Source organism: Ancylobacter sp. G4_0304 (genome assembly GCF_047501495.1).
Classification (GTDB): domain Bacteria; phylum Pseudomonadota; class Alphaproteobacteria; order Rhizobiales; family Xanthobacteraceae; genus Ancylobacter.
Genome location: NZ_JAZDRM010000006.1, coordinates 64,098 through 88,891, shown reverse-complemented (window position 1 = coordinate 88,891; position 24,794 = coordinate 64,098). Strand labels below are relative to the sequence as shown.

Here is a 24,794-nt window from a genome sequence, read left to right as displayed (position 1 = left end):
ATTGCGCCATGATCGCTCCACACTTCGTCAGCAGGTTTTGCACTCCGCAAACTTGTCAGGACGGACGACGCATGAACCGAGCCCTGCCGCGCGCCCATCTGGCGGCACGCCTCTCCTTCATCCTGCCGTTCACGCTGCTGGCGCTGCCGGCGGCCGCCCAGTCGGCGGGGACACCAGCCCCGGCCAATCCCTGGGGCGGCATCACCGTCATCCTGCTCTCGCCCACCGGCGAATCGCCCTATGAGGCCGCCCAGCGCGCGTCTGATGCCGCCGTCGCGGCGCAGACCGAGGCCGCGGCCGTCGCCGCACAGGCGGACGACGCCCCGCCCGCGGACAGCGAATATATGAGTGACGAGGACGCAGATGCCGCCATGCAGGGCTCGCTGGTCGAGGCCGGCGAGGCGCCGGCGCCCTCGCTGTGGAACGCGCTGCTCGGCAGCGTCGGCGTGACCTCCAGCGCCGCCCCCGCAAAATTGCCCGAACGTAAATCCATCGCCGCGCCGAAAACCGCCTCCATGCCGACCAAGCTGGAGCTGAAGCAGGGGCCGGCGAGCCTCGCGGTCTCAACCAGCGCCAGCGCCTCGGCCCCCGTCTCCGGCGCGCTCGCGACCAGCGCCGGCGGCGGCTCGGGCGAGATCAAGGGCCGGGTCGGCTTCGAACATGACAATCTCACGGTCTACAGCACCGGCGCGGTCGGGGCGTCGGCCAGCACTGGCACGCCCTCGCTCTACGACAATCTCGCCGTCGGCAGCACCTATTCCATGCCGCTCGCCCCGCTCGGGCTCGGCAATGAGAAGCTCGGCGCCAGCGTCGAGATGAACAGCACCCAGACCGTCACCACCGGGGTCGAGCTGCGCGCGCCGCTCGGCTCCTATGAGCGCTATATCAGCGTGAAACGCTCGGCCTCGCCGGATTCGGACGGCAGCGGCGTGGTCAGGGCCGGCGTGCTCGGCAAGTTCTAAAGCGCCGATCGCGGCGCACGCCTTGCCCCGCAACGCTTTTGCTGCTATGAGCCGCACCGGCTCGCGGCCTTTCCGCACCCCTGGAGGCGCGCCGCGGCCGATCCGATACCCAGCCGCGATTGGACGGGCCGCGCGAGCGGCCTTCTCCTTTTGCACCATATGCAAGGACTTATGCCATGACCGCCATCAAGGAACTGAAGGCGACGGCCCGCGCGAAGGTCGGCAAGGGGGCCGCTCGCGCTGAACGCCGCGCCGGTCGCGTCCCCGCCGTGATCTACGGCGACGGGAAGGCCCCCGTCACGATCTCGCTCGACCACACGCAGATCACCCGCACCATCTATGCCGGCCACTTCCTGACCACGCTGTTCAACGTCGATGTCGACGGCGAGAAGCACCGCGTGATCCCGCGCGACTACCAGCTCGACCCGCTCAAGGATCTGCCGGTCCATGTCGACTTCCTGCGCGTCGCCGCCGGCTCCAGCCTGACCGTTGACGTGCCGGTGCACTTCCTGAACGCCGACACCGCGCCGGTGATCAAGGAAGGCGCGACGCTGAACGTCGTCAGCCACACCGTTTCGCTGAACGTGCCCTCCGACGCCATTCCCGAGGCGATCGAGGTCGATATCTCCAGCTACGGCTTCGGCGATTCGATCCACCTCTCGGCGGTGAAGCTGCCGTCGGGCGTGACCTGGGCCGGCCATGGCGACGACACGCTGGCCACCATCGTGGCGCCGTCGGGCCTCAAGGAAGCCGAGGAAGACGAAGCCGCCGCCGCTGCGGCTGCCGCCGCCAAGGCGTGACCGGCGCGGGCCCCGGCCCGTCCGTCATTCTTCTCCTCGACAGGAGCCGGAAGTCCGCTTCCGGCTCCTTGTCGTTCCAGCGTCGCGGAGGCGTGCTGTGTACCTGTTCACGGGCCTCGGCAATCCCGGTCCGAAATATGCCGGCAACCGGCACAATATCGGCTTCATGGCGGTCGACGCGATCGCCCGGCATCACCGCTTCTCCCCCTGGCGCCGCCGCTTTCAGGGCGCGGCCTGCGAGGGCGAGATCGCCGGCGAGAAGGTGGTCGCGCTGCTGCCGGAAACCTTCATGAACGAGAGCGGCCGCGCGGTCGCCGAGGCGCAGCGCTTCTACAAGATCGACCTGCGCGACGTGTTCGCCTTCCATGACGAGCTCGACCTGCCGCCGGCCAAGGTGCGGGTGAAGCGCGGCGGCGGCAATGCCGGCCATAACGGGCTGCGCTCCATCACCGCCCATTGCGGCAACGAGTATGGCCGCGTCCGGCTCGGCATCGGTCACCCCGGCGACAAGGCGCTGGTGCACAATTACGTGCTGAGCGACTTCGCCAAGGCCGAGCGCGACTGGGTGGGCGCGGTGTGCGAGGGCTGCGCGGAGTTTGCCGGCCTGCTGGTCGCCCACAAGCTTGAGGAGTTCCAGAGCCGGCTGCACCTCTTCATGGAGGCGCGCGGCTTCGGCGAGCCGAGCCCCGTCGGCCGATCCGGCGCCAAGCCCGGCTGATACGCGAATTACGGGCCGAAGGCTTGCCTGCCGGCCCGCTCATGGCCTAACCAACGGCCACGTCCTTCAAGCGATTGCGAGCACCGACCCCATGGGCTTCAAATGCGGCATCGTCGGCCTGCCGAACGTCGGCAAGTCGACCCTCTTCAACGCGCTGACGCAGACCGCGGCGGCGCAGGCGGCCAATTACCCGTTCTGCACCATCGAGCCCAATGTCGGCGACGTCGCGGTGCCCGATCCGCGGCTCGACACACTGGCGAAGATCGCCGGCTCAGGCCAGATCATCCCGACCCGGCTGACCTTCGTCGACATTGCCGGCCTGGTGCGCGGCGCCTCCAAGGGCGAGGGCCTCGGCAACCAGTTTCTCGCCAATATCCGCGAATGCGACGCCATCGCCCATGTGGTACGCTGCTTCGAGGATGGCGACGTCACCCATGTCGAGGGCAAGATCGCCCCGCTCAACGACATCGACACCATCGAGACCGAGCTGATGCTCGCCGACCTCGACAGCCTTGAGAAGCGCGCCGGCGCGCTGGAGAAGAAGGCCAAGGGCGGCGACAAGGACGCCAAGGAAGCCATCGACCTGATCAACCGGTCGCTGGTGCTGCTGCGCGAGGGCAAGCCGGCCCGCCTCGTGGACGTGAAGCCCGAGGAGGAGAAGGCGTTCCGCATGCTGGGCCTCCTGTCCTCCAAGCCGGTGCTCTATGTCTGCAATGTCGAGGAAGCCTCGGCCAAGGACGGCAACGCGCTCTCCGCGCAGGTGTTCGCGCAGGCCGCCAAGGAAGGCGCCAAGGCGGTGGTGGTCTCCGCCAAGATCGAGAGCGAGATCGCCGTGCTGCCGCCCGAGGAGCAGACCGAGTATCTCGAAGCCATCGAGCTCGACGAGCCCGGCCTGAACCGCGTCATCCGCGCCGGCTATGAGCTGCTGAAGCTGGTGACCTACTTCACCGTCGGCCCGAAGGAAGCCCGCGCCTGGACCATCACCGCCGGCACCAAGGCTCCGGCGGCGGCGGGCGTTATCCACAGTGATTTCGAGAAGGGTTTCATCCGCGCCGAGACCATCGCCTTCGACGATTACGTCAAGGGCAATGGCGAGGCGGGCGCGCGGGACGCCGGCCGGCTGCGGCTGGAAGGCAAGGAATATGTCGTCGCGGACGGAGACGTGCTCCACTTCCGTTTCGCGAACTGACGCGAGGTCGCTCCGGCCTGCGGAGAGCGATTCAAGCCAGTTGAAACAGCCCGGCTGCGCAGGCAATCTCACGCGGCCGGTGGCACGCCGGCAGGGCGATAAGCGCGGCAGGGCGTCGTCGGGGGGCGGCATGATGAAGCTGGGGATCAAACTCGCGGTGCTGGCCGCCGTCGGGCTGTCGGCGCCGGTGGCGCATGCCGCGGACATGCCGGTGACGTCGGCGACGCCGGCGGTCGACTGGACCGGGTTTTATGTCGGCGGCCTCGTCGGCGGCGTGGCCAGCACCCTCGACCAGAACTCGATCGCCGGCGACGGCGGGCTGGGGTTCCAGAATTATGGCTGCGTCGGCGGCCTGTGCGACGGCAAGCGCGAGTCCTATGTGCTCGGCGCGACCTTCGGCTACAATCAGGCCTATGCCGATGGCGGCGTGCTGGGCATCGAGGCGGACGTCGCCTATAGCGGGCTCGACGAGGACCTCGACTTCGCCGGCATCGTGCCGCTCAGTGCCGACCGGCGCCTTGATGCCACCGGCACGGCGGGGATCGACACCCCGTTCTTGGGCACGCTGCGCCTGCGCGCGGGCTATGCGCTCGGCCGCTTCCTGCCCTTCGTCACCGCCGGCGTAGCCGTGACCTATTCCACCGTCGAGCTGCAATCGGTCAGCATCGTCGAGACCCAGGTCTCGCCCGGCAACTGGACGGCGACCGGGGCGACACCCACGTCGGTGCGCGGCAGCGGCTGGACGGCCGGATGGACCGCGGGCGGCGGGCTTGAATACGCGATCTCCGACCACTGGAGCGCCAAGGCCGAATATCTTTATGTCGACCTCATCACCTCAAGGCTAGGCGACGAGACGCCCACGCACCAGCTCGCGCGCGCCGGGCTGAACTATCGGTTCTGACGGCCCGGTACCGCCGGAGGCTCCGCCTCCGATGCGCGTCACGCCGCGTGCGCGCTGCTGTGCACGCCGGTCTGACACGCAATGGCCGGCCCGGTCATGAGCGCGCAGCCGCGAACGGGCCTCCCACATCCCCGCCGCCGACGTCCAACCATCCCACATCGCCACGCCGCTACCGCGCTGTTGGCCCTGCCGCCGCTTCGACCCGGCACCGACCATGAAAAAGGGCCCCGTGCGGGGCCCTTTCGCATTCGGAAATGATCGCGTGAGCCGCTCAGTGCTCGACGCTCTTCCACACCTTCTTCTTGGTGAAGTAGAGGAGGCCGGCGAACACGATCAGGAAGATCATGACCTGGAAACCGAGGCGCTTGCGCGCTTCGAGATGCGGCTCCGCCACCCACATCATGAAGGCGGTGACGTCCTGCGAATACTGCTCGACCGTCTCCGGCGAGCCGTCGGAGTAGGTCACCTGCCCCTCCGAGATCGGCTGCGGCATCTTGATGGCGTGGCCGGGGAAGTAGGCGTTGTAGTGCGCGCCTTCCGGCAGGTTGAAGCCTTCCGGCGGGGTGGTGTAGCCGTTCAGCAGGGCGTGGATGTAGTCCGGGCCCTGTTCCTGATACTGGGTGAAGATGTCGATCAGGAAGCCGGGGAAGCCGACCTCATAGGTGCGCGCCTTGGCCAGCGTCGAGAAATCCGGCGGGTAGGCGCCGCCATTGGAGGCGCGTGCCGCCTGCTCGTTGGGGAACGGCGAGGGCCAGCGGTCCGACAGCCGGCCCGGCCGGTCGAACATGTCGCCCGCATCGTTCGGGCCGTCCTGGATCTGGAAGCCTTCGGCGACCACGCGCGCCTGCGCGTCGGTGAAGCCCGGGCCGCCCGGCTGGGCAAGGTTGCGGAACGCCAGCAAATGCGCGCCGTGGCAGGAGGCGCAAACCTCCTTGAACACCTGGAAGCCGCGCTGCAGCTGGGCCTGGTCGAAGTGGCCGAACGGGCCGGCAAAGGACCAGTGCTCGCGCGGCGGCTTGGGCGAGCCGTGGCCGCCTTCTTCCGCCGCGACGGCGAGGCCGCCCGCCGCCGTGACCAGCGTCGCCGCCACGACGGCGCGGGCGATGAGCGAACGAAGGGAGGAGAGCTTGTTCATGGTCATGTTCATGATGTCCGCTCAACCCTTCGTCTGCGGCGCGTGAGCGCCAACCGAGGCGGGCGCGCCGCCCTTGGTCTTCTTGCCCAGCACCGCCTCGGTGATCGAGGCCGGCACCGCCTTCGGCCTCTCGAACAGGCCGAGCAGCGGAAGGATGATGAGGAAGTGCGCGAAGTACCACACGGTGAGGATGCGGCCGGCGATGACGTAGCCGCCCTCGGCCGGCTTGGAGCCCAGCCAGCCCAGACCGATGCACACCACGACCCAGATCCAGAAGAACTGCTTGAACAGCGGGCGGTAGACGCCCGAGCGCACCTTCGAGGTATCCAGCCACGGCACGAAGAACAGCACGATGATCGCGCCGAACATGGTGAGCACGCCGCCCAGCTTGTCAGGCACCGCGCGCAGCATCGCGTAGAACGGCAGGTAGTACCATTCGGGCACGATGTGGGCCGGGGTCACCAGCGGGTTGGCCGGGATGTAGTTGTCGGCGTGGCCGAGATAGTTCGGGATGTAGAACAGGAACCACGCGAAGAAGATCAGGAAGCACACCATCCCGAACCCGTCCTTGATGGTCGCGTACGGGGTGAAGGGAACGGTGTCCTTCGCGGTCTTGGGCTCGACGCCGGTCGGGTTGTTCTGGCCCACCACATGCAGCGCCCAGACGTGCAGGACGACGACGCCCGCGATCATGAAGGGCAGCAGATAGTGCAGCGAGAAGAAGCGGTTCAGCGTCGGATTATCGACCGAGAACCCGCCCCACAGCCACTCGACGATGGTCGGGCCGACCACCGGGAAGGCCGAGAACAGGTTGGTGATGACGGTGGCGCCCCAGAAGCTCATCTGGCCCCACGGCAGCACGTAGCCCATGAAGGCGGTCGCCATCATCAGCAGGTAGATGATGCAGCCGAGGATCCACAGCACCTCGCGCGGCGCCTTGTAGGACCCGTAATACAGGCCGCGGAACATGTGGATGTACACCGCGATGAAGAACATCGACGCACCGTTGGCGTGGATGTAGCGGATCAGCCAGCCATAGGACACGTCACGCATGATGTGCTCGACCGAGTCGAAGGCGAGCGTCACATGCGGGGTGTAGTGCATCACCAGCACCACGCCCGACAGGATCTGACAGACCAGCATCAGCGACAGGATGCCGCCGAAGGTCCACCAGTAGTTCAGGTTGCGCGGGGTGGGATAGGCGATGAAGGAGGAATGGATGAGGCCGACCAGGGGAAGCCGGCTTTCGAACCACTTGAGTGCCGGATGCTTCGGCTCGAATGTCGCGTGTCCGCTCATTGCATAGGTTTCCTGAAGCCGATCAGCCGATGGTGATCTTGGTATCGGACGCGAAGGCGTAGGGCGGCACCTCCAGGTTGGTCGGCGCCGGCCCGCGGCGCACGCGGCCCGCCTGGTCGTATTCCGAACCGTGGCAGGGGCAGAACCAGCCGTCATACTCGCCCGCATGGCCGATCGGCACGCAGCCCAGATGCGTGCAGATGCCGATCACCACCAGCCAGCGCTCCTTGTCGGGGGCGGCGCGGTTCTCGTCGGTCGCGGGGGCGTCGGGCGGCAGGTTGGCGTTGCGCGCGATCGGGTCCAGCAGCGCGGACAGCGCCACTTCCTTCGACTTGGCGACGTCCTCGGGGGTGCGATTCCACACGAAGACCGGCTTGCCGCGCCACTTCACGGTGACGATCTGGCCTTCGGCGATCTGCGAGGTATCCACATCCGTGGACGCCAGCGCCAGCACCGAGGCGTCCGGCTGCAACTGGGAAACGAAAGGCCACACCAGAGCGGCGGCTCCGACCGCGCCCATGGCGCCGGTCGCTATATAGAGAAAGTCGCGGCGCGTGGTTTCCGCCGTCCCGGTTGTTGCCACGATGGATCCCTTTCCCCTCATGCCCTCAACAGATACACGCCCGCCGGCGGTCCGGCTCCGCAATGCGAAGCAGGCAAGCGGACCCTGCGCAGGCTGGCGTACCTTCGAGTGCCTCTAATTGCACCGGAACAGCCCCTTGTCCAGATGAAGGCAGTGCGGCAGTCCGTCCTGCCCCCACTCTCCTGCCACGCCGTGTCCGCCGTTTCGCCGCCGAATGGCCATCGCGGACCCAACCTTCGGGAATGTCTCATGTCTCTCGTCCTGGCCCTGTTCGAACCCGACATCGCGCCAAACGCCGGCACGCTGGCCCGCACCGCGGCCTGCCTGGGGATCGAGCTGCACATCGTCGAGCCGGCGGGATTCCCCGTGGGCGATGCCGGCTTCCGGCGCGCGGGCATGGATTATCTCGACCGCGCCGTCATCCACCGCCATGCCAGCTTCACCGCCTTCGAGGGCTGGCGCGCCGGCGAGGGGCGGCGGCTCGTGCTGTGCACCACCCGCGCCGCGACGCCCTATACGGCCTTCGGCTTTGCGCAATCGGATGTTCTGCTGCTGGGGCGGGAAAGCGCGGGCGTGCCGGATTCGGTTCATGAGCGGGCGGACGCGCGGATCGTGATCCCGCTCCGCGCGCAGGCGCGCTCGCTCAATGTCGCGGTGGCGGGCGCGATGATTCTCGGCGAGGCGCTGCGCCAGACCGGGGGCTTTCCGGGCTGAGCGGGCGGATTACTCCGCCGCTTCCTCGACCGCCGCCTCGTCGGCGTCGATGAAGCCGCCGGACTGGCGCTTCCACAGCCGGGCATAGAGCCCGCCGCGCGCGATCAGCTCGGCATGGCTGCCGGTCTCGACGATGCGGCCGTGCTCCATCACCACCAGCCGGTCCATCTTCGCGATGGTGGAAAGCCGGTGGGCGATGGCGATCACGGTCTTGCCCTCCATCAGATCGTCGAGATTGGCCTGGATCGCCGCCTCGATCTCCGAATCGAGCGCCGAGGTCGCCTCGTCGAGCACCAGGATCGGCGCGTCCTTCAGCAGCACGCGGGCGATAGCGATGCGCTGGCGCTGGCCGCCGGAGAGCTTGACGCCGCGCTCGCCGACATGGGCATCGAGCCCGGTGCGGCCCTGCGGATCGACCAGCGTCTCGATGAAGCCCTCGGCATGGGCGCGCCGCGCGGCCTGCCAGATTTCCTCGTCGCTGGCATCGGGGCGGCCATAGGCGATGTTGTCGCGCACCGAGCGGTGCATCAGCGAGGTGTCCTGCGTCACCACGCCGATCTTCGCGCGCAGCGATTCCTGCGTGATTGCCGTCACGTCCTGCCCGTCGATCAGGATGCGCCCGCCCTCCGGGTCGTAGAAGCGCAGCAGCAGGCTCATCAGCGTCGACTTGCCCGCGCCCGAGGGGCCGACCAGCCCGACGCGCTCGCCCGGCTTCAGTTCAAGGTCGAGATGGTCGATCACCCCCTCACCCTTGCCGTAGTGGAAGCTCAGATCGTCGAAGCGGATCGCGCCCTGCGCCACGGTGAGCGCCGGCGCCGCTTCGCGGTCGGTCACGGTGTGCGGGCGCGCGATGGTGAGGATCGCCTCCTGCACCGTGCCGACATTCTCGAACACGCCGGTGACCACCCACATGATCCAGCCGGACATGTTGGTGATGCGGATGGCAAGGCCGGTGGAGAGCGCGATGGCGCCGAGATTGATCGCCTCGATCGACCACAGCCAGATGCCGATGCCGCCCACGGCGCCGAGCATGGCGCTGTTCAGCACGCTCACCGTCAGCGCCATGCGGGTGATCTGGCGCTGCTGGTCCTTGAAGGCGCGGTTGTGATTCTCCAGCGCGTCGCGGACATAGCTGTCCTCGCGGTCGCCATGGGCGAACAGCTTCACCGTCATGACATTGGTGTAGCTGTCGACGATGCGGCCCGAGAGCATCGAGTTCTTCTCGGAGGTGGCCTTGGACAAATGCCGCACCGAGGGCACGAACTTCGACAGCGCCAGTATGTACAGCGCGATCCACGCCACCATCGGCACGGCGAGCCGCCAGTCGGCCTCGGCGAACAGGATGACCGCGCTCACCGCATAGACGCTCACATACCAAAGCGCGTCGATCACCTCGACCACCGAGCCGCGCACCGCCGGCCCGGCCTGCAGCACGCGGGTCGCGATTCGGCCGGCGAAGTCGCCCTGGAAATAGCCGAGCGACTGCCGAACCACCCAGCGATAGGACTGCCAGCGGATCAGGCTGCCGACATTGGCGGTGATGGACTGGCGCACCAGCAGGTCGTGCAGCGCGTTGGACGCCGGGCGCGCGATCACCACGACAAACGCCATCCAGAGCAGCAGGCTGCCATGGTCGGTGAAGATCGTCCCCGGTGAGGAGCTCTGCAGCAGGTCGACGATCTGGCCGATATAGCGGAACAGCGACACCTCGACGATCGCCACCACGAAGGCGGCGGCGAGCGCGGCGATGAAGATCCAGCCGCTCTGCCGGACGAAATGCCAATAGAACGCAGCGAGCCCTTCCGGCGGCCGCGCGATGGGTACGGGACGGAACGGATCGACGAGATTTTCGAACCAGGCGAAGATGCGCGTGAACATGGCCCGCCTTGTGATACCGCGATGCGGCATGAGTGTGTCGTCGGGGCCGGAACCTAAGGACAATCGCCATGCGCAGCCATGTGGAACGCCATTACGTCACCCGCATCGGCTGGCTGCGCGCCGCCGTGCTGGGCGCCAATGACGGCATCCTGTCCACCGCGAGCCTGATGGTCGGCATCGCCGCCGCCAGCACCCAACGCGGTGACGTGCTGCTCGCCGGCCTCGCCGGGCTGGTGGCGGGCGCGATGTCGATGGCGGCGGGCGAATATGTCTCGGTGTCCTCGCAATCGGATGCGGAGCAGGCGGACCTCACGCGCGAGCGCGAGGAACTGCGCACCGACCCGCAAGGCGAGCTGGAGGAACTCGCCGGCATCTATGTCGCGCGCGGGCTGGAGCCGGGCCTCGCCCGCGAGGTCGCCGCCCAGCTCATGGCCCATGATGCGCTCAGCGCCCATGCCCGCGACGAGCTGGGCATTTCCGAAATCACCACGGCACGCCCGGTTCAGGCGGCCATGGCCTCGGCCGCGAGCTTCGCGGCCGGCGCGGCGCTGCCACTCGCCGCCGCGATCCTGGCGCCGGCGGACTGGATCGGCACCGGCGTCACCCTGTGCTCCCTCGTCGTGCTGGCGTTGCTCGGCGCGGTCGGCGCGCGGGCCGGCGGAGCGACGATGCTCAAGGCCGCGGTGCGGGTGACGTTCTGGGGCGCGTTCGCCATGGCGCTGACCGCGCTGATCGGCCACCTGTCGGGTACGCTGGTCTAGCGGCTTCCGGTCCGCGGCCGAAATCGCTACAAGCCGGGCCGACGAGACCCGCGCGAGGGAGGCCCGCCATGGCCGCGACGGAAGCAACCGCCACCGACATCGAGGCCCGCAAGGAAGCCGCGCGCCTCTGGTTCGAGGAACTGCGCGATCGCATCTGCGCCGCCTTCGAGGCGCTGGAGGACGAGGCGCCGGACGCGCTCTATCCCGGCGCGCCCGGCCGTTTCGAGCGCACGCCGTGGGCCCGCACCGACCATAGCGGCGCGCCGGGCGGCGGCGGGGTGATGTCGATCATGCGCGGCCGGCTGTTCGAGAAGGTCGGCGTGCACTGCTCGACCGTGCATGGCGAGTTTGCCCCGGAATTCCGCAAGCAGATTCCCGGCGCCGAGGAAGACCCGCGCTTCCACGCCACCGGCATCTCGCTGATCGCGCATCTCACCAATCCGCATGTTCCGGCGGTGCACATGAACACGCGCTTCGTCGTCACCACCAAGTCGTGGTTCGGCGGCGGCGCCGACCTCACCCCGGTGCTCGACGTCCGCCGCACCCAGGAGGACCCGGATTCGCTCGCCTTCCACGCCGCGATGCGCGGCGCCTGCGAGGGGCGGCCCCACATCGACTATGAGCGCTACAGGAAATGGTGCGACGAGTATTTCTACCTGCCGCACCGCAAGGAGATGCGCGGCATTGGCGGCATTTTCTACGACTGGCTGGATTCGGAGGATCGCGACGCCGATTTCCACTTCACCAAGGCGGTCGGCCTCGCCTTCCTCGACGTCTATCCCCGCCTCGTGCGTGCCAACTTCGCCACGCCGTGGACCGAGGCCGAGCGCGAGGAGCAGCTCATCCGCCGCGGCCGCTATGTCGAGTTCAACCTGCTCTACGACCGCGGCACGCTGTTCGGCCTGAAGACCGGCGGCAATGTCGATTCGATCCTCTCCTCCATGCCGCCCGTGGTGAAGTGGCCGTGAGCTAAATGGCTTCTGGAGATGCTGCCGATGGACAGGCTTGAGAAACAGTTCGACGAAGAGATGATGAGCATCTACCGACGAGCCAAGTCGGAAGCGAGATATACAGCCATAATTTTCTTCGACATGCTCAATCGAAATGGCGGCCTCGCAACTGCCAAGTATCTAATCAACTCGCCGAAAGTCTCTGACGGATATACTGCTCTCTATGAGAGAGGTTGCCTACACCTGACCGTCGAAGCAGTCGTTATCGAAAACACCCAATGGCATCGACTGTTCACGCCGGAAGAGCTCGAAAAGGCACGTAAACGTCTCGTGGCATATCAATATAAGTTCCGATAGCGGCTCTACCCCACCGCCTCCCGCACGAACCGCTCCAGCGCCGCCGCGTCCATCGGAAACCCCGCCTCGATCCACGCCTCTTCCGCCCGCTTGAGCGCGGCGCCGAGCGCCGGGCCGGGGGTGAGGCCGGCGGCGATCAGGTCGGCGGCCTTGAGCGGGAACACCGGCAGCGGCCAGCCCCGCGCGATGGTGATCAACGCGCGCCAGCCTTTATCCTCCAACGACGCGCCGGAGCGGGCGAAGGCGATCAGCGCGCGGTCGAGGAAGGCCTCGCGGCCCATGCGGTAGAGAAACGCCTTCTGCCCCTTCTCGCACATGCCTGGCGTCGCCGCCGGCCCCGCCATGGCGAGCAGCCGCGCCGCCTCGGCGTTTGAAAGGCGCAACTCCTCGCGCAGCGCCCGCGCGTCCTCCTCGCCACGCACCGCGAGCGCGCCCAGCCGGCGCACCGCGTCGGGCGGCAGGTCGAGCGCCGCCTCGATTTCGGCGAGCCGCGCGACGGTCGCGACATCGCCCGGCCGGCCGAGCACAAAGTCGAGCAGCCCGGCCTCGCGCATGATCGCGAGCGTTTCCGCCGCACGCGGGGCGACGAACAGCTTCATCAGCTCGGCCCGCACCCGCTCGCGCGACAGCCGCGCGAGGCCGTCTTTGTGGCGGATGGCAGCGGCCAGCGCATCGGCGTCGATGTCGCCGCGCCCATAGGCGGCGTGGAAGCGGAACAGGCGCAGGATGCGCAGATAATCCTCGGTGATGCGCCGGTCGGCCTCGCCGATGAAGCGGACATGGCCGGCGCGTGCGTCCTGTTCCCCGCCCACGAGGTCGACCAGCTCGCCGTCGCGGGTGAGGTAGAGCGCGTTCATGGTAAAGTCGCGCCGCTCGGCGTCGGCCCGCCAGTCGCGCCCGAAGGTCACCACCGCGCGGCGGCCATCGGTCTCGATATCCTGGCGCAGCGTCGTCACCTCATAGGGCTCGCCATCGGCAATGAGCGTGACGGTGCCGTGCTCGAAGCCGGTCGGCACCGCCTTCAGGCCGCCCGCGCGGGCACGGCGCACCACCTCCTCCGGCCGGGCGGTGGTGGCGATGTCGATATCCGAGCGCTGGCGCCGCCCGACCAGCCAGTCGCGCACCGCGCCGCCGACGATGCGGGCTTCCTCGCCGTCGCGGTCCAGCGCCTCCAGCACGCGGGCAAGGCCGGGACGCCCTTCCAGCAGGGGGTTCATTCGATATGGCCAGGGGTCAACACGCCGTCCTGCCAGGTCGGCGGCACGTAGCGCCCCGTGGTCGGCCCGCGCCCCTCGCCCTCGAACAGCACGAGGCTCAGCGTCACCAGCACCACGGCGGCAGCCGCGCACAGCGCGAAAGCGCGCGTCGACCAGCCTGCCAGCAGCGTGTCGACGCCCCGGCCATAGCGCAGATAGAGCGCGAACAGCACGAAGGGCAGCAGGAACAGCAGGATGTTGGTGATCGCGATACGGGCCATCAGGCGTACATCCTTTCATAGAGCGTGCGCAGGATGCCGGCGGTGATGCCCCAGATGAAGCGCTTCTCATAGGCCATGGCGTGGAAGGTGCGGATCAGCCCCTCCGCCTCGCGCGAGTGGCGCTGGTGGTTGGCCGGGCTCATCAGAAAATCCAGCGGCACCTCGAACGCTTCGTCGACCTCGCCGGGATTGAGCCTCAACCCGAAATCCGTCTCCACCGCCGCTACCACCGGCACGATGCGATAGCCGGTGCGCGAGAGATAGCTGTCGAGATAGCCGAGCGGGCGCACGCGGGCGCGCTCCAGCCCGACCTCCTCCTCTGCCTCGCGTAGCGCCGCGTCGAGCGGGCCGGCATCGGTCGGGTCGATCTTGCCGCCGGGAAAGGCGATCTGGCCGGCATGGCTCGGCAGATGCGCCGAGCGCAGCGTGAGCAGCACGGTCGGCTCGGGCCGCATGATCACCGGGATCAGCACCGCCGCCGCGCGCACTGGCCGCTGGTCCACCAGCGCGCGGAATTCCGGGGTCAGCTCATGGTCGCCGCGGCGCGGATCGCCGGCGATGTCCGGGGTGCTCATCAACTTCGTGCGCGCCCGCGTCAGGAAATCCGCCAGCGGCGCGGAAAGCTCCGCCTCGGCAGGGGCGGCATCAGAGAAAGGCACGGCGTGATCCATCATGTCCCGTTCCGTTCGTCCGCCGGCGCCAGCGGAAAAAAGGCGCCGGCCGATGCCACGCCGAACAGGCGCCGCCCATCGACCTCGCGCTCCTCGGCCCGCTCGGCCAGTTCAAGGAACACCGCTCGTGTGAGCCGGGCCCACAGGCGGCGCCGGACATATATATAGGGACGAACGCCGTCCGCGCCCGCCTGCGGCTCGAAGCGCAGCGGATGCTCAGTGTCGCAGCGTACGAGGTCGTCGAGATTGGTGCGGAACACCAGCCGCTCGCCCGCCTCATACGGCTCCGCCGCCATGTCGACCGCGAGGAACGGCGCGTCCTCCACCACGATCCCGACTTTCTCGACCGGCGTGATCAGCACATGGCGCTCGCCCTCGCGGGCCAGCACGGAGGCGAACAGCTTCACCAGCGCCGGCCGGCGGATCGGCGTACCGGCATAGTGCCACACGCCCTCGCGGTCGATTCTGAGATCGATGTCACCGCAATCGGGCGGATTCCAGCGCTCCAGCGGCGCCGGGCTGCGGCCACTCGCCTCCCCGACCGACCTCAATAAATCGTCAAGCCGCCCAGAAGCTTCTGAAATCACGGGAATTTCCCTGTCACACAGGCGTAATCGCGCAGTCGTGATGCCCCAACCAATGGTCGACGAGGCCCAAACTTAGCGTAAGCTTGAATGCGGGAAAGCCGCCCCGACGGCAACCGGTACGATGGTGCGTGCATTGCAATATCCATTGTTGCGGCGCAACATGGCCGGCAAAGGGTTTTCAGGAGCAGGACATGACGTCAGCGACCAGCGAGAACTTCCAATCCCTCGACGACATGATCGTGCGCTCGGCGGAGAGCACAGCCGCCAACATCCGCGCCGCCAAGGCCGGCATTGGCGCGGTGATCTTCGGCCAGGAAGCCGTGGTCGAGCGCACGCTCATCACCATCCTCTCCGGCGGCCATGGGCTGCTTGTCGGCGTGCCCGGCCTCGCCAAGACCAAGCTGGTGGAAACGCTCGGCACCGTGCTCGGCCTCGACGCGCGGCGCGTGCAGTTCACGCCGGACCTCATGCCCTCCGACATTCTCGGCGCCGAGGTGCTGGAGGAAAGCGCGGGCGGGCGGCGCTCGTTCCGCTTCATTCCCGGCCCGGTCTTCGCCCAGCTCTTGATGGCGGACGAGATCAACCGCGCCTCGCCGCGCACCCAGTCGGCGCTGCTGCAGTCGATGCAGGAAGGCCATGTCACCGTCGCCGGCGTGCGGCATGACCTGCCCAAGCCGTTCCATGTGCTCGCCACCCAGAACCCGCTGGAGCAGGAAGGCACCTACCCGCTGCCCGAAGCCCAGCTCGACCGCTTCCTGATGGAGATCGACGTCGATTATCCCGACCGCGACGCGGAACGGAAAATCCTGTTCGACACCACCAGCGCCGAGGAGACCAAGCCCAAGGCGGTGATGACGGCCGACGACCTCACCGCCGCCCAGCGCCTGGTGCGCCGACTCCCGGTCGGGGAATCCGTGGTGGAGGCCATCCTCACTCTGGTGCGCTCGGCCCGCCCCGGCACCGATGCCGGCGACCTGTCGAAGTTCATCTCCTGGGGCCCCGGCCCCCGCGCCTCCCAGTCCTTGATGCTGGCGGTGCGCGCTCGCGCGCTGCTGGACGGGCGCTATGCGCCGTCCATCGACGATGTGGTGGCGCTGGCCGAGCCGGTCCTCAAGCACCGCATGGCGCTCACTTTCGCCGCGCGGGCCGATGGCGAAACAGTGCCGGGCATTATCGCCAAACTTGCGTCCAAGATCGGGTGATGATGCGCGGGTGATGATGGCAGGGCGGACGACCGGGCGCGTACAGGAGTTCTGATCGGGTGGAGATGGACGCCGACATCGCCGTGCGCGGCGCAGCACAGGACGCGGCCGGCCTCATCGCCGCCATGCCCCGGCTCGTGCTCGAAGCCCGCAAGATCGCCGCCAGCGTCTATCACGGGCTGCACGGGCGCCGGCGCGCCGGCACCGGCGAGAATTTCTGGCAGTACCGCCGCTTCATGGATGGCGAACCTTCCGCCCGCGTCGACTGGCGCCGCTCCGCCCGCGACGATCATCTCTATGTCCGCGAGCGCGAATGGGAGGCCGCCCACACGGTGTGGATCTGGCCGGACCTCTCCGCCTCCATGGTCTATGCCTCGCCGCTGGTGTGGGAGACCAAGCGCGACCGCGCGCTGGTGGTCGCCTTCGCGCTGGCCGAACTGCTGGTGAAGGGTGGCGAGCGCGTCGGCATTCCCGGCATCATGCGCCCCTCCGCCTCGCGCCGCATTGTCGAGAAGATGGCCGAGGCGCTGGTGCATTCCCACCGCCTGCCGGAAAGCTTGCCGCCGAATTTCTCGCCCTCGCCGCTGGCCGAGGTGGTTCTCCTCGGCGATTTCTGGAGCCCGGCGAGCGAGGTGGTGGCGAGCCTAGCCGCGATTTCCGCCTCCGGCTGCCACGGCCATGTCGTGCAGGTCTGCGACCCGGCGGAAGAGACCTTCCCGTTCTCCGGGCGCATCGAGTTCCGCGAGCCGGAAAGCGGCAGCGTGCTCACGGTCGGCCGCGCCGAGACCGTGCGAGAGGATTATATCGCCCGCGTCGCCCGGCATCGCGCCACCATCCGCCATGAGGCGGAGCGGCGTACCTGGAGCTTCATCGTCCACCGCACCGATCGCCCGGCCAGCGAATTGCTGCTCGCTCTCCATGCCCGGATGAGCGGCGGCCTGCACACGCCCGCGATCGAGGCCGGCAGCGACAAAGCCACGACGGACCGGGGGCGCGCGGCATGAGCGGATTGTTCGGACTGCCCCTCGCTTTCTCCTCGCCGCTGATCCTCGCCGCGCTCGCCGGCCTGCCGCTGCTGTGGTTCCTGCTGCGGCTGGTGCCGCCGCGCCCGCGCCGCATCGCCTTCGCGCCGATGCGGCTGCTCATGGACATTCCGCCCAAGGAAGAGACGCCGGCGCGCACGCCGTGGTGGCTCACCGTCCTGCGCCTTTTGCTGGCGGCGCTCGTCATCTTCGCCGCCGCCGGCCCGGTGTGGAATCCCCCGGTGGCCGGCCCGGCCTCGACCGGCCCCGCCGTGCTGCTGATCGATTCCGGCTGGCCCGCCGCCGCGCACTGGAACGCGCGCCGCGCCAGCGCGGAGGGCGTGGTGGCCGATGCCGACATCGAAGGCCGCGGCATCGTCCTCATCCCGACCGGCGAGCCCCCGCTGGAGCCGCGCGTCATGTCGCCCAGCGAAGCCCGCGAGCGGCTACGCACGCTGGCCCCGGTCGCCCATCTGCCCGAGCGCGGCCCCGCGCTGGCGAGCCTTTCCAAGGCGCTGGCCGGCGCGCCGGACGCCTCGGTGATCTATCTCTCCGACGGCGTGGCGCTGGAGGGCACGGACGGCTTTGCCGCCGAGCTCGCGCGCACCGTCGGCACTCACCCGCTGATCACGCTGGCCGATGGCGTCGAGGAACCGCTGGCGCTGACCGGCGCCGACAATGCGGTGGACGCGCTCTCGGTGAAGGTGGTGCGCGCCGATCGCGACACCCTGCCCCGTGCCGGCATGGTCCGCGCCCATGATCTGCGCGGCCTCGCCCTCGGCGACGCGGGCTTCTCCTTCGAGCCGGGCGCGAAAGAGACCGAGGCGCGCTTCACCATTCCGGTCGAGATCCGCAACGAGATCGCCCGGCTCGAAATCGTCGACGAGGCCTCCGCCGGCGCGGTGCAACTGCTCGACAAGCGCTGGCGCCGCCGCACGGTCGGCCTCGTCTCCGGCGCCGCCGCCGACCAGCGCCAGCCGCTGCTCGCGCCCTCCTATTACCTCACCCGCGCGCTCGGCCCCTTCGCCGATATCCGCACCGCCGACGGCGCTTCGACCTCGGAGGCCATCGACCGCTTCATCGACCAGAAGCTGCCGGTGATCGTGCTCTCGGACATCGGCACGCTTCAGCCGGAGACCCGCGCACGACTGGATCGCTGGATCGAGGGCGGCGGCGTCCTGATCCGCTTCGCCGGCCCGCGCCTCGCCAATGCCTCCGACGACCTGGTGCCGGTCACGCTGCGGCGTGGCGGGCGCGTGCTCGGCGGTTCGCTGTCCTGGGAGCAGCCGCAGGCGCTGGGCGGCTTCGCGCCCGAAGGCCCGTTCCGCGACGTGCCGGTGCCGACCGACGTGACGGTCGAGCGCCAGGTGCTCGCCGAACCGGACGGGCTGCTCGCCGCCCGCACCTGGGCGACGCTGACCGACGGCACGCCGCTGGTCACCGGCGAGCGGCGCGGTGCCGGCACGCTTGCGCTGTTCCATGTCACCGCCGACACCTCCTGGTCCAACCTGCCGCTGTCCGGCGCCTTCGTCGACATGCTGCGCCGTGTGGTGGCGCTGGGCGGGGCGAGCGCGGCGGAGGTCGCCGCCGATGAGAGCGGTGCCAATGCCGTGACCGGCGAGACCGTAGCGCCGAGCCGCATCCTCGACGGTTTCGGCGCGTTCCGCCCGGTGACGCCGACTGCCAAGGCGATCCCGGTCGGGTTCAACGGCCGCGCCAGCGCCGACCATCCGCCCGGCTTCTACGGCCCACCGGAAGGCATGGTCGCGGTCAACGCCCTGCTGCCGCGCGACCGGCTGGCGCCGCTCGACCTCGCCTCACTCGGCCGGATCGAGCCCTATCGCGACGCGACGCCCAGCGATCTGCGCGCGCCGCTGCTGCTCGCTTTGCTGGCGCTGCTGCTGGTGGACGCGATCATCGTGTTCCTGCTCGGCGGCGGCCTCTCGCGCCTCGTGCCCCGCCGCGCCGCCACCGCCGCGCTGCTGGCGCTCGCCGTCGCGCTCGGCGCGGCGATGCCGATGGAGCGTGCGTTCGCGCAGGGAACGCCGACCGCCCCCACGCCTGCCGCGCAAAGCGAGGCTGCGGCCAAGCCGCCCGCGCGCCGCGAACTGACGCCGGCCGAGATCGAGTTCGCCACCAAGGCCTCGAATGCCACCCGCCTCGCTTATGTGATCACCGGCGATGCCGACACCGACCAGATCAGCCAGGCCGGCCTGACCGGGCTCACCGAATTCCTGCGCGAGCGCACCGCGCTGGAGGCCGGCGAGCCGATGGGCGTCGACATCGCGCGCGACGACCTCTCCTTCTTCCCGCTGCTGTACTGGCCGGTGCTGCCGGGCGCGACCACGCTGCCGCCGGAGACGCTGGCGCGGGTCGATGCCTTCATGAAGCAGGGCGGCACCATCCTGTTCGACACGCGCGACGCCGAATCCGTGCTGCCGGGCTCCAACGGCTCGGGCTCCCCGGCCAACACCGCGCTGCGCGCCATCCTTTCCGGGCTCGACATTCCCGAGCTGGAGCCTGTGCCGCGCGACCATGTGCTGACCAAGGCATTCTATCTGCTGCGGGATTTCCCCGGCCGCTTCGCCGAGGGCACCACCTGGGTCGAGGCGCTGCCCGCGGCCGAGGATGGCGAGGACCGCCCGGCCCGTGCCGGCGACGGCGTGTCCCCCGTGGTCATCACCTCGAACGACCTTGCGGGCGCCTGGGCGCTCGGCAGCGACGGCCAGCCGCTGCTGCCCATGTCCGCCGGCAGCCCGCGCCAGCGCGAAATGGCGTTCCGCACCGGCGCCAACCTCGTAATGTATGTGCTCACCGGCAACTACAAGGCCGATCAGGTCCACGTCCCGGCGCTGCTGGAAAGGCTGGGGCAATGACGCACCTCTCCCGGATGAAGACGACCTCCCCGATCGCCGCGGGCCGTGCCGCCCGGCTCACCCTCGCCGTCGCGGAGAGGCATAAGGCCCCCGCCGCCGTCATGCCGGGTCCCGTCCCGGCCATCACGACCGCCACAACTGATGCAGGCCATTCATGAATCTCGGCCTCGCCTTCGACCCCCTGATTCCGCTGCCCTGGCTGATCGCCGCCGCGGCCGTCACCGCCGTGGTCGCCCTGCTGCTGCTGGTGACGCGTACTCGCGGCGCGATCTTCCGTGCCCTCGCCCTCGTGCTCGCCGTGCTCGCGCTCGCCAATCCCTCGCTCACCCGCGAGGAACGCGAGCCGCTCTCCACCGTGGTCGCCGTGGTGGTGGACCAGAGCGCCAGCCAGGATTTCGGCGAGCGCACGCAGATGACGCAGGCCGCCCGCCAGGAGTTGGAGCAGCGCCTCGCCCGGCTGAAGGAGCAGGGCGCGGAGGTGCGCATGGTCGAAGCCGGCGGCGGCGCGGGCGAGGTGGACGGCACCCGCCTGTTCACCGCGCTCTCCGCCGCGCTGGCCGATGTGCCGCCCGAGCGCGTGGCCGGCGCGATCTTCCTCACCGACGGCCGCGTCCACGACATTCCCGCGACCATGGCCGGGCTCGGCTTCCGCGCGCCGGTGCACGCCATCATTTCCGGCCATGAGGGCGAGCGCGACCGCCGCGTCGCCCTCACCTCCACCCCGCGCTTCGGCATCGTTGGGCAGAAGCAGAGTGTGGGCTACCGCGTCGAAGACGAGGGCGCGCCCGCCGGCGCCCGCGTCGGCGTCACCGTGCGCCGCGACGGCGAGGTGGTGGCCCGGCCCATCGTCACCGCCGGCCAGCCGGCCAATGTGGAGGTCGAGATCACCCATGCCGGCGCCAACATCATCGAGATCGAGGCCGCCGCGCTCGACGGCGAGCTGACCCCGGTCAATAACCGCGCCGCGCTGTCCATCGACGGCGTGCGCGACAAGCTGCGCGTGCTGCTCGTCTCCGGCGAGCCCCATGTCGGCGAGCGCACCTGGCGCAACCTTCTGAAGTCCGACGCCAATGTCGACCTGGTGCACTTCACCATCCTGCGCCCGCCGGAGAAGCAGGACGGCACGCCGATCAACGAACTCTCGCTCATCGCCTTCCCGACGCGCGAGTTGTTCCAGCAGAAGATCAAGGATTTCGACCTGATCATCTTCGACCGCTACGCCCAGCAGGGCGTGCTGCCGATGATCTATTTCGACAATATCGTGCGCTATGTCGAAGAAGGCGGCGCGCTGCTGGTGGCGGCGGGGACCGACTACATTTCCGATGGCTCAGTCTATTACACCTCACTGGATTCCATCCTGCCCGCAGCCCCGACCGGGCGCATGGACGAGACCCCGTTCCGCCCCACCCTCACCCAGGCCGGCCAGCGCCACCCGGTGACGCGCGCCCTGCCCGGCTCGCAGAGCGACCCGCCGAACTGGTCGCACTTCTTCCGCGTGGTCGACACCCAGGGCGCTAAGGGCACCAGCGTGATGGACGGCCCGAACGGCAAGCCGCTGGTGCTGCTCGACCGGGTGGGCGAGGGCCGGGTCGCGCTGCTGCTCTCCGATCATTTCTGGCTGTGGGCGCGCGGCTTTGAGGGCGGTGGCCCGCACATCGACCTGCTGCGCCGGTTGTCGCACTGGCTGATGAAGGAGCCGGACCTGGAGGAGGAGCGCCTGCGCATGTCCGCCCATGGCGGCGACATCGTGGTGGAGCGCCAGACCATGGGCGACACCGCGCCGACCGTGGTGGTGACCACCCCCACCGGCGCCACCCGGCGCGTCACGCTCGATCAGGCCGAGCCCGGCCTGTTCCGCGCCACCTTCCCGGCCGATACGCTCGGCCTGTGGCGCGCCAGCGACGGCACGCTGACCGCGCTGGTCAATGTCGGCCCGCTCAACCCGCGCGAATTCTCGGAAGTCACCTCCACCACCGAAACCCTGCGCCCGGTCATCGAGGCCACCGGCGGCGGCGTCTGGCGCATGGCGGACCTTGCCGGCGGCGTGCCCCGCGTGGTCGGCGTGCGCTCGGGCGAGCGCTATGCCGGCGAGGACTGGATGGGCGTCGCGCTGCGTGATGTCTCGGTGGTGCGCGGGCTCGGCCTGTTCCCGCTGTTCGCCGGACTGTCGGGCCTGCTGATCCTCATGGCCGGCATCGCCGCCGCCTGGGCCCGCGAAGGGCGGTAGCCGTCCCCTCAGCCCGTATAGGGTACGATCTGCTTCTCGAAAACCTGCACGCCGAAGCCCGGCTTGCACGCACACTGGTACTGGCGGGCAATCTCGTTCACCAGCGCGGCGCGGCTGGCATGGGTGCCGGCAATGTGCTTGTCGAGCCATTCGTCCGGCACGCTCAACGACATGCCCGGCGCCATCCGGCACAGAATCAGCTTCAGCTCATCGCCCTGCACGCGAACCTCCCGACTGTCGCGATCAAACGTTCACCCACGCTATAGGATGGCCGACACCGCCGGTTCAAGCCGGCGGCGCATCCAGCGCGGCGTGAAATCAGCGTGAGCCGAAATCCTTGCGCACCGGCCCGCGCACCGCCTCGACCGGGGTGCCGTCCAGCGCGCACAGCAGCACGCGGCGCGGGTCGACCGGGCCGGGCAGCGCCACCTGGCCGGGCGGCACGCGCTTGAAGCCCATGCGCGCGTAATAGGGCTCGTCGCCGACCAGCAGCACCAGCGTGGCCCCGCCCGCCTTCGCCGCCTCCAGGGCGCGCTCCACCAGCCGCCGGCCGATGCCATGCGAGCGGAACGGCGGCTCCACGGTGAGCGGGCCGAGCAGCAGCGCGGGCGCGTCCCCGATCACGATCGGGGTGAGCCGCACCGAGCCGACCAGCATGGTGCCGATATGGGCGGTGAAGGACAGGTCGCGCCGGTGCGGATTGCCCTCGCGCAGGCGATAGGCGGTGCGGGCGAACCGGCCGGGGCCGAAGGTGCGCGCCACCAGCCGCTCGATCGCGGCATCGTCGGCGGGGGTCTCGTTCAGCAGGGCGATGGAAAGTTCAGTCATCGGGGCACTCGGACAGTGGAGTGAGGCAGCTCGCACCAGCGCCCCGCCGCGTTCACGGTCGCCGGCACGCACGAGCGTCGCAGCACACGCGCAGGGCTGCGCGGGCTCGCGGGTCTCGTCGTCGCTGGATGGACCGGGCGGTCATGAAGTCGGTTCCCGAAAAGGTCCGGCCGGATAGCACAGGCCGGGGGCGAGGTCGAGGGGCGCGCGTCCCGTATCAGATCGCGATTCGCCCCGTCGCCAGCCCGAACACGGCCAGCACCGCCCCGGCGCCCACCGCCATGAACAGCGCGAGTTCCACCGGGGTGAACACCTGCCGCCCGCGTTCCCGCTGCGCGATCACGAACAGCACGCTGCCCGGCGCGTAGATCACCAGCGACAGCAGCAGGAATTTCAGCCCGCCGGCATAGACCAGCCCGGCCGCGTAGAGCGTCGCGAGCCCGGCGCGCACCAGATCGCCGCGCCGGCCTTCATCCGGCCGGTAGCCCTCCCCGCTCAGCGCCAGCTTGAGCGCATAGGCGCCGGTCAGCAGATAGGGCAGCAGGATCATCGAGGAGGTGAGCTTGAGCGCCAGCAGGAAGGCTTCCTGCGCGAACAGCGTCACGATGAGGAAGAGCTGGATGAGCAGGTTGGTCAGCCACAGCGCGATGAAGGGCACGCCGTTGCGGTTCTCGGCGGCGAGGAAGGCCGGCATGCTGTGCATCTTCGCGGCCGAGAACAGCACCTCGGCCGCGAGCAGCGACCACGACAGATAGGCGCCGAGCACCGAGACGATCAGCCCGATGCTGACGAACACCGCGCCCCACGGCCCGACCACCGCCGCCAGCACGCCGGCCATGGACGGGTTGCGAAGGCTGGCGAGGTCCGGGCGCAGCATCACGCCATAGGAGAGCATGGTGACCAGCACCAGCAGGCACAGCACGCCGAGGAAACCGAGCAGCGTGGCGAGCCCGACATCCTCGCGCCGTCGGGCATAGCGCGAATAGACGCTCGCCCCCTCGATGCCGACGAACACGAACACCGTCACCAGCATGGTGCCGCGCACCTGCGCGAACAGGCCCGCGCCTTCCAGCCCCGGCCCGCCATGGAAATTCACGGCGAAGATGTCCGCCTTGAAACCGAAGGCGACGAAGATCAGGAAGATCAGGATCGGGATGATCTTGGCGACGGTCACCACGGTGTTGATGAACGCCGCCTGCTTCACCCCGCGCAGGATCAGGAAATGAAACAGCCAGATCCCGACCGAGGACAGCGCCACCGCCGCCACCGTGTTGCCGTCGCCGAAGACCGGGAACAGCGCGCCGAGCGTCGACTTGATCAGCACCCAGTAGGACACGTTGCCGAGGCAGCACACCGTCCAGTAGCCGAGCGCGGAGAGGAAGCCGGGATAATTGCCGAAGCCCGCTTTGGCATAGGCATAGACGCCGGCATCGAGCTCGGGCTTGCGCCGCGCCAGGGTCTGGAACACCAAGGCGAGCATCAGCATGCCCGCGCCGGCGATGGCCCAGGCGATCAGCGCGCCAAGCCCGCCGGTAACGCGCCCGAAGGTCTGCGGCAGCGAGAAGATGCCCGCCCCGACCATGGAGCCCACCACCATCGCGGTCAGCGTGGGCAGGGCGAATTTCTGTTGTTCGGGATGGGTCATGCAGGCGGGCCG

24 protein-coding genes are annotated in these 24,794 nt (G+C 69.1%); 13 read left to right on the top strand and 11 right to left on the bottom strand.

Features of this window, described 5'->3' with window-relative positions; all coding sequences use genetic code 11:
- The first annotated feature begins 71 nt into the window (after window positions 1-71).
- The 5 genes from VRZ77_RS05235 (at window position 72) to VRZ77_RS05215 (ending at window position 4,570) form a co-directional block, all read left to right on the top strand.
- A complete protein-coding gene (locus tag VRZ77_RS05235; RefSeq protein WP_414591598.1) occupies window positions 72-962 on the top strand; it encodes a hypothetical protein in 891 nt (296 codons plus the stop codon).
- 176 nt (window positions 963-1,138) lie between these two features.
- Window positions 1,139-1,762: a 50S ribosomal protein L25/general stress protein Ctc gene (locus VRZ77_RS05230; protein WP_414591597.1), complete on the top strand. Its 624-nt coding sequence runs from the start codon at window positions 1,139-1,141 to the stop codon at window positions 1,760-1,762.
- A 97-nt stretch (window positions 1,763-1,859) separates the two neighbouring features.
- Window positions 1,860-2,480 (top strand): aminoacyl-tRNA hydrolase, encoded by a 621-nt coding sequence (pth, locus tag VRZ77_RS05225; protein ID WP_414591596.1) that lies wholly within the window; start codon window positions 1,860-1,862, stop codon window positions 2,478-2,480.
- Window positions 2,481-2,571: 91 nt separating this feature from the next.
- Window positions 2,572-3,669 (top strand): redox-regulated ATPase YchF, encoded by a 1,098-nt coding sequence (gene ychF, locus VRZ77_RS05220; protein WP_414591595.1) that lies wholly within the window; start codon window positions 2,572-2,574, stop codon window positions 3,667-3,669.
- Between the two features lie 130 nt (window positions 3,670-3,799).
- Window positions 3,800-4,570: an outer membrane protein gene (locus VRZ77_RS05215; RefSeq protein ID WP_414591594.1), complete on the top strand. Its 771-nt coding sequence runs from the start codon at window positions 3,800-3,802 to the stop codon at window positions 4,568-4,570.
- A gap of 271 nt (window positions 4,571-4,841) precedes the next feature.
- Here VRZ77_RS05215 and VRZ77_RS05210 read toward each other — a convergent pair whose 3' ends face one another.
- From VRZ77_RS05210 to petA, 3 genes are read right to left on the bottom strand one after another with little or no spacing between them, the layout of a single operon-like run.
- Complete coding sequence (locus VRZ77_RS05210) at window positions 4,842-5,717, bottom strand: cytochrome c1 (RefSeq protein ID WP_414591593.1); 876 nt, start codon at window positions 5,715-5,717, stop codon at window positions 4,842-4,844.
- A 9-nt stretch (window positions 5,718-5,726) separates the two neighbouring features.
- Complete coding sequence (locus VRZ77_RS05205) at window positions 5,727-7,004, bottom strand: cytochrome b (RefSeq protein WP_414591592.1); 1,278 nt, start codon at window positions 7,002-7,004, stop codon at window positions 5,727-5,729.
- 22 nt (window positions 7,005-7,026) lie between these two features.
- On the bottom strand, window positions 7,027-7,587 hold the full coding sequence (petA, locus tag VRZ77_RS05200; protein ID WP_414591591.1) for a ubiquinol-cytochrome c reductase iron-sulfur subunit: 561 nt from the start codon (window positions 7,585-7,587) through the stop codon (window positions 7,027-7,029).
- 249 nt (window positions 7,588-7,836) lie between these two features.
- On the opposite strand from petA, the gene VRZ77_RS05195 reads away from it, so the two are divergent.
- Window positions 7,837-8,301: a tRNA (cytidine(34)-2'-O)-methyltransferase gene (locus VRZ77_RS05195; protein WP_414591590.1), complete on the top strand. Its 465-nt coding sequence runs from the start codon at window positions 7,837-7,839 to the stop codon at window positions 8,299-8,301.
- Between the two features lie 9 nt (window positions 8,302-8,310).
- Here VRZ77_RS05195 and VRZ77_RS05190 read toward each other — a convergent pair whose 3' ends face one another.
- Window positions 8,311-10,179 carry an ABC transporter ATP-binding protein gene (locus tag VRZ77_RS05190; protein ID WP_414591589.1) on the bottom strand — a complete coding sequence of 623 codons (1,869 nt, stop codon included), beginning with the start codon at window positions 10,177-10,179 and terminating at the stop codon, window positions 8,311-8,313.
- A 68-nt stretch (window positions 10,180-10,247) separates the two neighbouring features.
- On the opposite strand from VRZ77_RS05190, the gene VRZ77_RS05185 reads away from it, so the two are divergent.
- The 3 genes from VRZ77_RS05185 (at window position 10,248) to VRZ77_RS05175 (ending at window position 12,247) form a co-directional block, all read left to right on the top strand.
- Window positions 10,248-10,940: a VIT family protein gene (locus tag VRZ77_RS05185; protein WP_414591588.1), complete on the top strand. Its 693-nt coding sequence runs from the start codon at window positions 10,248-10,250 to the stop codon at window positions 10,938-10,940.
- A gap of 68 nt (window positions 10,941-11,008) precedes the next feature.
- Window positions 11,009-11,908, top strand: coding sequence for an oxygen-dependent coproporphyrinogen oxidase (gene hemF, locus VRZ77_RS05180; RefSeq protein WP_414591587.1), 900 nt, complete (start codon window positions 11,009-11,011; stop codon window positions 11,906-11,908).
- Window positions 11,909-11,935: 27 nt separating this feature from the next.
- Complete coding sequence (locus VRZ77_RS05175; protein WP_414591586.1) at window positions 11,936-12,247, top strand: hypothetical protein; 312 nt, start codon at window positions 11,936-11,938, stop codon at window positions 12,245-12,247.
- 5 nt (window positions 12,248-12,252) lie between these two features.
- On the opposite strand, the gene VRZ77_RS05170 is transcribed toward VRZ77_RS05175, so the two are convergent.
- Genes VRZ77_RS05170 through VRZ77_RS05155 form a run of 4 tightly spaced genes read right to left on the bottom strand, consistent with a single transcriptional unit; the run spans window position 12,253 to window position 14,982 of the window.
- A complete protein-coding gene (locus VRZ77_RS05170) occupies window positions 12,253-13,464 on the bottom strand; it encodes a CCA tRNA nucleotidyltransferase (protein WP_414591585.1) in 1,212 nt (403 codons plus the stop codon).
- Window positions 13,461-13,724, bottom strand: a complete 264-nt coding sequence (locus VRZ77_RS05165) for a DUF6111 family protein (RefSeq protein WP_414591584.1) — start codon at window positions 13,722-13,724, stop codon at window positions 13,461-13,463. Before VRZ77_RS05165 ends, VRZ77_RS05170 begins: the two co-directional genes overlap by 4 nt.
- Entirely contained in the window at window positions 13,724-14,395 is a 672-nt protein-coding gene (locus tag VRZ77_RS05160) for a CoA pyrophosphatase (protein WP_414591666.1), read from the bottom strand. Before VRZ77_RS05160 ends, VRZ77_RS05165 begins: the two co-directional genes overlap by 1 nt.
- Complete coding sequence (locus tag VRZ77_RS05155) at window positions 14,395-14,982, bottom strand: DUF1285 domain-containing protein (protein WP_414591583.1); 588 nt, start codon at window positions 14,980-14,982, stop codon at window positions 14,395-14,397. The genes VRZ77_RS05160 and VRZ77_RS05155 overlap by 1 nt, the downstream gene beginning before the upstream one ends.
- 191 nt (window positions 14,983-15,173) lie before the next feature.
- Here VRZ77_RS05155 and VRZ77_RS05150 point away from each other — a divergent pair, with 191 nt between their 5' ends.
- The 4 genes from VRZ77_RS05150 to VRZ77_RS05135 all read left to right on the top strand — a co-directional run bounded on the left by VRZ77_RS05150 (window position 15,174) and on the right by VRZ77_RS05135 (window position 22,309).
- Complete coding sequence (locus VRZ77_RS05150; protein WP_241616658.1) at window positions 15,174-16,184, top strand: AAA family ATPase; 1,011 nt, start codon at window positions 15,174-15,176, stop codon at window positions 16,182-16,184.
- Between the two features lie 65 nt (window positions 16,185-16,249).
- Window positions 16,250-17,188 carry a DUF58 domain-containing protein gene (locus VRZ77_RS05145; RefSeq protein ID WP_414591665.1) on the top strand — a complete coding sequence of 313 codons (939 nt, stop codon included), beginning with the start codon at window positions 16,250-16,252 and terminating at the stop codon, window positions 17,186-17,188.
- A 5-nt stretch (window positions 17,189-17,193) separates the two neighbouring features.
- Window positions 17,194-20,082, top strand: coding sequence for a DUF4159 domain-containing protein (locus tag VRZ77_RS05140; RefSeq protein ID WP_414591664.1), 2,889 nt, complete (start codon window positions 17,194-17,196; stop codon window positions 20,080-20,082).
- Window positions 20,083-20,236: 154 nt separating this feature from the next.
- Window positions 20,237-22,309 carry a hypothetical protein gene (locus VRZ77_RS05135; protein WP_414591582.1) on the top strand — a complete coding sequence of 691 codons (2,073 nt, stop codon included), beginning with the start codon at window positions 20,237-20,239 and terminating at the stop codon, window positions 22,307-22,309.
- Between the two features lie 8 nt (window positions 22,310-22,317).
- Here VRZ77_RS05135 and VRZ77_RS05130 read toward each other — a convergent pair whose 3' ends face one another.
- The 3 genes from VRZ77_RS05130 to VRZ77_RS05120 form a co-directional block, all read right to left on the bottom strand.
- Window positions 22,318-22,530 carry a hypothetical protein gene (locus tag VRZ77_RS05130; RefSeq protein ID WP_414591581.1) on the bottom strand — a complete coding sequence of 71 codons (213 nt, stop codon included), beginning with the start codon at window positions 22,528-22,530 and terminating at the stop codon, window positions 22,318-22,320.
- A 97-nt stretch (window positions 22,531-22,627) separates the two neighbouring features.
- Entirely contained in the window at window positions 22,628-23,137 is a 510-nt protein-coding gene (locus VRZ77_RS05125; RefSeq protein ID WP_414591580.1) for a GNAT family N-acetyltransferase, read from the bottom strand.
- Window positions 23,138-23,354: 217 nt separating this feature from the next.
- Complete coding sequence (locus VRZ77_RS05120; RefSeq protein ID WP_414591579.1) at window positions 23,355-24,782, bottom strand: basic amino acid/polyamine antiporter; 1,428 nt, start codon at window positions 24,780-24,782, stop codon at window positions 23,355-23,357.
- Between the last annotated feature and the right edge of the window lie 12 nt (window positions 24,783-24,794).

Coding starts and splice junctions, on each gene's coding strand:
- VRZ77_RS05150 (WP_241616658.1), top strand. CDS start 15,174: ATGACGTCAGCGACCAGCGAGAACTTCCAATCCCTCGACGACATGATC.
- VRZ77_RS05120 (WP_414591579.1), bottom strand. CDS start 24,782: ATGACCCATCCCGAACAACAGAAATTCGCCCTGCCCACGCTGACCGCG.
- VRZ77_RS05210 (WP_414591593.1), bottom strand. CDS start 5,717: ATGAACATGACCATGAACAAGCTCTCCTCCCTTCGTTCGCTCATCGCC.
- hemF (WP_414591587.1), top strand. CDS start 11,009: ATGGCCGCGACGGAAGCAACCGCCACCGACATCGAGGCCCGCAAGGAA.
- VRZ77_RS05215 (WP_414591594.1), top strand. CDS start 3,800: ATGATGAAGCTGGGGATCAAACTCGCGGTGCTGGCCGCCGTCGGGCTG.
- VRZ77_RS05205 (WP_414591592.1), bottom strand. CDS start 7,004: ATGAGCGGACACGCGACATTCGAGCCGAAGCATCCGGCACTCAAGTGG.
- VRZ77_RS05145 (WP_414591665.1), top strand. CDS start 16,250: ATGGACGCCGACATCGCCGTGCGCGGCGCAGCACAGGACGCGGCCGGC.
- VRZ77_RS05170 (WP_414591585.1), bottom strand. CDS start 13,464: ATGAACCCCCTGCTGGAAGGGCGTCCCGGCCTTGCCCGCGTGCTGGAG.
- VRZ77_RS05235 (WP_414591598.1), top strand. CDS start 72: ATGAACCGAGCCCTGCCGCGCGCCCATCTGGCGGCACGCCTCTCCTTC.
- VRZ77_RS05175 (WP_414591586.1), top strand. CDS start 11,936: ATGGACAGGCTTGAGAAACAGTTCGACGAAGAGATGATGAGCATCTAC.
- VRZ77_RS05195 (WP_414591590.1), top strand. CDS start 7,837: ATGTCTCTCGTCCTGGCCCTGTTCGAACCCGACATCGCGCCAAACGCC.
- VRZ77_RS05160 (WP_414591666.1), bottom strand. CDS start 14,395: ATGGATCACGCCGTGCCTTTCTCTGATGCCGCCCCTGCCGAGGCGGAG.
- VRZ77_RS05230 (WP_414591597.1), top strand. CDS start 1,139: ATGACCGCCATCAAGGAACTGAAGGCGACGGCCCGCGCGAAGGTCGGC.
- VRZ77_RS05135 (WP_414591582.1), top strand. CDS start 20,237: ATGAATCTCGGCCTCGCCTTCGACCCCCTGATTCCGCTGCCCTGGCTG.
- VRZ77_RS05165 (WP_414591584.1), bottom strand. CDS start 13,724: ATGGCCCGTATCGCGATCACCAACATCCTGCTGTTCCTGCTGCCCTTC.
- VRZ77_RS05125 (WP_414591580.1), bottom strand. CDS start 23,137: ATGACTGAACTTTCCATCGCCCTGCTGAACGAGACCCCCGCCGACGAT.
- VRZ77_RS05190 (WP_414591589.1), bottom strand. CDS start 10,179: ATGTTCACGCGCATCTTCGCCTGGTTCGAAAATCTCGTCGATCCGTTC.
- ychF (WP_414591595.1), top strand. CDS start 2,572: ATGGGCTTCAAATGCGGCATCGTCGGCCTGCCGAACGTCGGCAAGTCG.
- VRZ77_RS05185 (WP_414591588.1), top strand. CDS start 10,248: ATGCGCAGCCATGTGGAACGCCATTACGTCACCCGCATCGGCTGGCTG.